General features: G+C 65.4%; 7 protein-coding genes. 2 read left to right on the top strand and 5 right to left on the bottom strand.

Going from position 1 to position 6,214, the window contains the following annotated elements; genetic code table 11:
* Positions 1–1,461: capsular polysaccharide biosynthesis protein (locus tag ACR2JA_RS16005; RefSeq protein WP_434010067.1), on the top strand; the 1,461-nt coding region annotated here is incomplete at its 5' end.
* 91 nt (positions 1,462–1,552) lie between these two features.
* Entirely contained in the window at positions 1,553–2,830 is a 1,278-nt protein-coding gene (locus tag ACR2JA_RS16000; protein ID WP_434010066.1) for a capsule biosynthesis protein, read from the top strand.
* On the opposite strand, the gene ACR2JA_RS15995 is transcribed toward ACR2JA_RS16000, so the two are convergent.
* The 5 genes from ACR2JA_RS15995 to ACR2JA_RS15975 all read right to left on the bottom strand — a co-directional run.
* Positions 2,807–3,790 carry a S49 family peptidase gene (locus tag ACR2JA_RS15995; RefSeq protein ID WP_434010065.1) on the bottom strand — a complete coding sequence of 328 codons (984 nt, stop codon included), beginning with the start codon at positions 3,788–3,790 and terminating at the stop codon, positions 2,807–2,809. The two genes, ACR2JA_RS16000 and ACR2JA_RS15995, sit on opposite strands and share 24 nt — an antisense overlap.
* A 22-nt stretch (positions 3,791–3,812) precedes the next feature.
* Complete coding sequence (locus tag ACR2JA_RS15990; RefSeq protein WP_434010064.1) at positions 3,813–4,205, bottom strand: Rieske (2Fe-2S) protein; 393 nt, start codon at positions 4,203–4,205, stop codon at positions 3,813–3,815.
* Positions 4,206–4,212: 7 nt separating this feature from the next.
* The gene (locus ACR2JA_RS15985; protein ID WP_434010063.1) at positions 4,213–4,872 is read right to left on the bottom strand and encodes an HAD family hydrolase; all 660 of its coding nucleotides are present in this window, start codon (positions 4,870–4,872) and stop codon (positions 4,213–4,215) included.
* Positions 4,873–4,939: 67 nt separating this feature from the next.
* Positions 4,940–5,809 (bottom strand): S-formylglutathione hydrolase, encoded by an 870-nt coding sequence (gene fghA / locus ACR2JA_RS15980; RefSeq protein ID WP_434010062.1) that lies wholly within the window; start codon positions 5,807–5,809, stop codon positions 4,940–4,942.
* Between the two features lie 2 nt (positions 5,810–5,811).
* Positions 5,812–6,214, bottom strand: a 403-nt coding sequence (locus ACR2JA_RS15975) for a zinc-binding dehydrogenase (protein WP_434010061.1), incomplete at its 5' end; no start/stop codon positions are given.

Below are 6,214 nucleotides of genomic sequence, written 5' to 3'. Positions count from 1 at the left end.
ATGCTCCACGCCGCGCTGGACGAATACCCGCAGAGCACGGTGCTGCTGAAAATCCACCCGGACGTGTTGCATGGACGCAAACGTGGCCACTACGACTGGCGCGCTTGGTCCCGCCACCCCCGCGTGCGCGTGATGGCGCAGGACTGGCACCCGGCCAGTGTGCTGCCCCATGCCCGCGCGGTGTATTGCGTCACCTCCCAACTGGGCTTTGAGGCGCTGCTGTGGGGCAGACCGGTGCGCTGCTTTGGCATGCCTTTCTACGCAGGGTGGGGATTGACCACGGACGCACGGCCCGCCCCCGCGGGGCGGCGTACCCCGCGCCCCATGGCAGCCCTGGTGCACGGCAGTCTGATCGCCTACCCCCGCTACCGCCACCCAGAGACGGGGCTGCGTTGCGAAGTGGAACCACTGTTGGACTGGATGGGTCTGCAACGGCGCATGCGCGAGCGCTTTCCGGCCCAAGTCGTTGCACAGGGCTTCTCGCCTCTGAAGCGCCCCGTGGTGCGACGGTTCTTCCAGGGCAGCCAGGTCCGTTTCACGTGGGGCACACGCTCCAAACCGCCGGGCATCACGCGCGTGCGCTGGGGACGCGCGGACCCGGACGATGACGTCCTGCACCTGGAAGACGGATTCCTGCGGTCGGTGGGCCTCGGTGCAGACCTGGTTCGCCCCATCTCCTGGGTGGTGGATCGGCGGGGCATGTACTTCGACGCCTCTCGTCCATCGGACCTTGAACACCTGCTGCAGCACCATCCGTTCACCGATGAAGAGCGCGCACGGGGTCAGCGACTGCGGGAGATGGTGGTCGCACAAGGCCTGACCAAATACAACGTGGGCCAGTCCACCTGGCAACGCCCCCGCACAGATGGTCCTGTGCTCCTGGTGGTGGGCCAGGTAGAGTCGGACGCGTCCCTGGCGTGGGGCGCTCCGGATATCCGCAGCAACATGGCCCTGCTTCGCCGGGTTCGCGAATGCTCACCGGATGCCCACCTGATTTACAAACCGCATCCCGATGTGGTGGCCGGCCTGCGCCGCGCGAGCACCGATGAGGGGGAGGCCCGGCAGTGGTGCGATGAACTGATCACCGACACGTCCATGCACACCTTGCTGTCGGGCGTCGATGAAGTCCACACGCTCACCTCCCTCTCGGGATTTGAGGCGTTGCTGCGTGGCAAACCGGTGGTGTGCCACGGCATGCCCTTTTATGCCGGCTGGGGTCTGACGACCGATGTTGTCCCCGCCGACCATCCCTCCAGAGAACGACGCCAGCGCCGCCTGCGGCTGGACGAACTGGTCGCAGGTGCCTTGCTGCTGTACCCCACCTACGTGAGCCACAGCACAGGCCGATTCACCACCCCGGAACGGGCCATCGACGAACTGCTCGCGCTGCGAAAGCTGTCGCAGCCCCCTTCCTGGTGGACGGCGCTGCGCCGCACACTGCTGCGCAGAATCGCACGCTGAAATGCACGGTTACCGTTGCCAGGGCCCTCTCATGTGACCCGGGTGCGAAAATGCGAGGGTTTCCCCCGCCCCGGCTTAGAACCATCGCACCATGCCCAACAAAGGGATACACGCGTTCCGAGGCCAACGGATCCTGCTGTTGCAAGGACCGGTTGGCCCCTTTTTCCAGCGTCTGGCCCGAGACCTGGAACGCGCCGACGCGACCGTGTTCAAGGTGAACTTCAACGCTGGAGACTGGTTTTTTTACCGGCGCGATGCGGTGAACTTCCGCGGCCCGATGAGCCAGTGGCCCAGCTACCTGGCCGATCTGCTGGAGCGGCTCGACATCGACCTGGTGCTGCTTTTCGGCGACTGCCGCGGCATTCACCAGGTGGCGCGGGAAGTGGCCGAGGCACGGGGAATCCAGGTCGGCGTTTTTGAAGAGGGCTACCTTCGCCCCCACTTCGTGACGCTGGAACCGCACGGCGTCAACGCGCATTCCTTGCTGCCGCGCAACCCGGTCACCTACCTGAACCAGGCCGACCTGCCGGCCTTTGAACGCGAAGACCTGGGCAACCCCTACTGGTACATGGTGTGGTGGGGCTTCTGGTACTTCCTGATGGGATCGCTGGGCGCTGTCGCGTTCCCCCATTACCGCCACCATCGGCGCCTGAGCGTGCTGGAGGTGATCCCCTGGCTCCGCTCGGTCTGGCGCAAGCATCTGTATGCCCATCGGGAGTCCAGGCTCATGGGGGAGTTCACCGAGCGCTGGGACAACCGCTTTTTCCTGGTTCCACTGCAAGTGTTCAACGACTCACAGGTGGTGGTTCATTCCGACTACAGCAGTGTCCAGGCATTCATCGAAGAGGTCATGACCTCATTCGCCCTCCATGCCCCGCAAGACACGGCGCTGGTCATCAAACACCACCCGATGGACCGCGGATACACCGACTACAGCCGACTGATCCGCGACCTGGCCCGCCGACTGCGGATAACGAACCGCTGTTATTACGTGCACGATCAGCACATGCCCACACTGCTGCGGCATGCCCGTGGGGTGGTGGTCATCAACAGCACAACCGCCTTGCAGTCGCTTCAGTACGGGGTGGCGACCAAGGTGATGGGGCGCGCCTTGTTCGACCTGCAGGGCCTGTGTCACAAGGGGACGCTGGACCAGTTCTGGAATGAAACCGAACGGTCACGTCCACAGCGTCGCCTGCTCAACCAATTTGTGCGCCATCTCGTGATGCACGCTCAGATCAACGGCAATTTTTACCGGGCGCCGCAACTGCCAGGTGAAACCACGGGTCTTCGCTGGCACGGGTACCACTGGCGGCACCTGACGGCACACCATCGGACGGAAGCGTCAACGCAGCGCAACGCCGCTTGAAACGGCCGCCTTGTACATGCCTTGCCCGATGCTCACGCCAAACTGTTTGGCCAGGCGCAGGCCAACGTTCTCGCGCTGGGTGTAGTCCACGATGTCTTCGGCCTTGACGACTTCGCGGGCCACATGATCGAGGTTGCCCAGGCCGTCGGCCAGCCCCATGGCCACGGCTTGCTGGCCGTTCCAGACCAGGCCGCTGAAGGTGTCGGGGGTTTCTTTCAGGCGGGTGCCCCGGCCCTTCTTGACCACGGTGATGAACTGGGTGTGGATCTCGCCGAGCATGGCCTGGATGTAGGCCTTTTGCGTTGCGTCCTGCGGACTGAAGGGGTCGAGCATGGCTTTGTTGGCACCGGCGGTCATCAGGCGGCGTTCCACGCCGAGCTTGTCCATCAGGCCGGTGAAGCCGAAGCCGTCCATGAGCACGCCGATGCTGCCGACCAGGCTGGCCTTGTCGACGTAAATGTCGTCGGCGGCGGACGCGATGTAATACGCCGCCGAGGCACAGGTTTCCTCGACCACGGCGTACACCTTCTTGCCGTGCAGGGCCTTGAGGCGGGTGATCTCGTCGTTGATGATGCCGGCCTGGACCGGGCTGCCGCCGGGCGAGTCGATCAACAGCACCACGGCCAGGGCGCCCTTGTCCTCAAAGGCACTGTGCAGCGAGGCGACCACGTTCTCGGCGCTGGCTTCGGCACCGGAGGCGATTTCGCCCTTGATGTCGATCACGGCGGTGTGCGGCGTGCTGACCGAGGTGTTCATGCTCTCGGCGTTGTAGAAAAACCAGGCCATGGCCCCGAACAGGCCCAGCCAGAGCAGCCGGTTGAACATGCGCCAGCGGCGCGCGGCCTGCTGTTCCTTGAGCTGGGCGAACAGCAGCTTTTCGATGGTGGCGCGCTCCCAGCCGGCGTTGGGGCTGCTGGTCTGGCCGCTGCTGACGGCTGGGCTGTTGAAGTCGTCGTTCATGGGGTGGTTGGGCGCTGAGCGCTCAGAAGGACACGGGTTTGAGCAGGTATTGTGACTGCCAGTGCACGACACCGTCGTGCTCGGACAGACCGATCTTGATCAGGCCGCCCTTGCAGGGGCCGCCCTTGCACTGGCCAGTGTCAGGCTCGTAATGGGCGCCATGGGTGGCACACAGCAGCCAGCGGCCGCTGTCGTCAAAAAAATGGTCCGGGCGCCAGTCCATTTCCATGGCCACGTGGGTGCAGCGGTTCAGGTAGGCGTGCACCTGCCCCCGGTAGCGGATGGCAAAAGCCCGGCAAGTCTGACCGCCGTACACCACGTCGAAACCGACGGCCACACCACCGTCGACCAGGTCGCGGCTGTTGCACAGCGGGATGAGCGGATCGTCGGGCTGGGCGTCCATGGCGTCGGGCATTGACCGATCAGGCGTGGGCGCCGAGCCAGTCGTGCAGGTCGCGCACCGAATGCGCGATGTGCAGCGGCTGCAGGGCGTGGAAGGCGTCGGGCTCGTGGGCGCCGTAGCTCACACCCACGCTGGCGCAGCCGGCGTTGACGGCCATCTGCAGGTCGTGCGTGGTGTCGCCGATCATGAGCGTGCGCTCGGGCGCCACGCCGAATTCGCGCATCAGCTCGTGCAGCATCAGCGGGCTGGGCTTGCCAGCGGTTTCGTCGGCCGTGCGCGAACCGTCGAACACACCCTTGAGCTCCACCGCCTGCAGGGCTTCGTCGAGCCCGCGGCGGCTTTTGCCGGTGGCCACCGTCAGCCAGTGGTGGCGGGCCTTCAGATCGGCCAGCAGGGGCAGCACGCCATCGAACAGGCTGATGTCGTGCTGGTGCGCGAAGTAATGGTGCTTGTAGCGCTCACCCAGCTGGGGGTATTTGTCTTGCGGCACATCGGGCGCGGCGTGCGCCAGGGCCTGCATCAGGCCCATGCCGATGACGTAGCTGGCCGCCTGGTCGGTGGGCACGGTGCCGCCCACATCGGCCACCGCCGCCTGGATGCAGCGCGTGATGATGGCCGTGGAGTCGAACAGGGTGCCGTCCCAGTCGAAGGCGATGAGGTCGAATTGGCGTGGGCGCATGGGAGGAGCAGAAAAAAGGCGGACGCCGGATTATCGGCAGTCCGCCATGGCAGTTCAGTGAACGGGGTCAAGGCCCCAGCAGCGCTTGTGCATGGAGGCGCAGGTGGTCGTCGATGAAGCTGCTGATGAAGTAATAGCCATGGTCGTAGCCCGCGTGGCGGCGCAGCGTCAGCGGCTGGCCCACCTGCGTGCAGGCGGCTTCAAAGGCTTCGGGGTGCAACTGCTCGGCCAGGAATTTGTCGGCCAGTCCCTGGTCGATGAGGATGCCGCCGGGGTAAGGCGCGGCGGTCTGAGCCGCCATCAGCAAGCTGGCGTCGTGGGCTTGCCACGTGGCTTCGTCCTGCCCCAGATAACCCAGGAAAGCTTTGCGACCCCAGGGGCACTTCGCTGGCGCGCAGATGGGCGCAAAGGCCGAAAGGCTGCGGAACATGCCAGGGTGGCGCAACGCGAGCGTGAGCGCGCCGTGCCCGCCCATCGAGTGGCCAGTGATGCCCAGCCGATCGCCGTCGAAGCCGAACTCGGCCACCACGCCGGGGATCAGGTCATCCAGCAAGTAGCTTTCCATCTGCCAGTGACCGGCCCAGGGGTGCTCGGTGGCGTCGAGGTAGAAGCCGGCGCCCACGCCGAAGTCCCAGTGGTGGTCTTCGCCTTCGATGCCGCTGTTGCGCGGGCTGGTGTCGGGGAACAGCAGGGCCAGGCCCAGCTGCGCCGCCAGGCGCTGCGCACCCGCCTTCATGGTGGCGGTTTCTTCGGTGCAGGTCAGGCCGGCCAGGTAGGTCAGCAGGGGGACTTTCTGACCCGCCAGCGTCTGCGGCGGCAGGAACAGCGCAAACCGCATCGGCAACCCGATCTGGTTGACCGAAAAGTGCTTGTAGAAACGCTGCACGCCGCCGAAGCAGCCGTGCTCGCTGATCAGTTCCAGTCGTTCCAGCGGCATCGTCAGAACTCCACGACCGAGCGGATCGACTCGCCGCGCTTCATGAGCGCGAAGCCTTCGTTGATGTCTTCAAGCTTGAGCTTGTGGGTGATCAGGCTGTCGATGTCGATCTTGCCTTCCATGTACCAGTCCACGATCTTGGGCACGTCGGTGCGGCCGCGCGCGCCGCCGAAGGCGGTGCCCATCCAGGTGCGGCCGGTGACCAGCTGGAACGGCCTCGTCGAAATCTCCTGGCCGGCGCCGGCGACGCCGATGATGACCGACTTGCCCCAGCCGCGATGCGAGGCCTCCAGCGCCTGGCGCATCACCTTGGTGTTGCCGGTGCAATCGAAGGTGTAGTCGGCGCCTCCGATCTGGTCGGCGCCGCGCTTGGTGAGGTTGACGAGGTAGGGCACCACGTCGCCC

Origin of the sequence: Hydrogenophaga sp. (assembly GCF_051007235.1) — a bacterium.
Classification (GTDB): domain Bacteria; phylum Pseudomonadota; class Gammaproteobacteria; order Burkholderiales; family Burkholderiaceae_C; genus Hydrogenophaga.
This window is presented reverse-complemented; position numbering and strand designations above follow the sequence as displayed.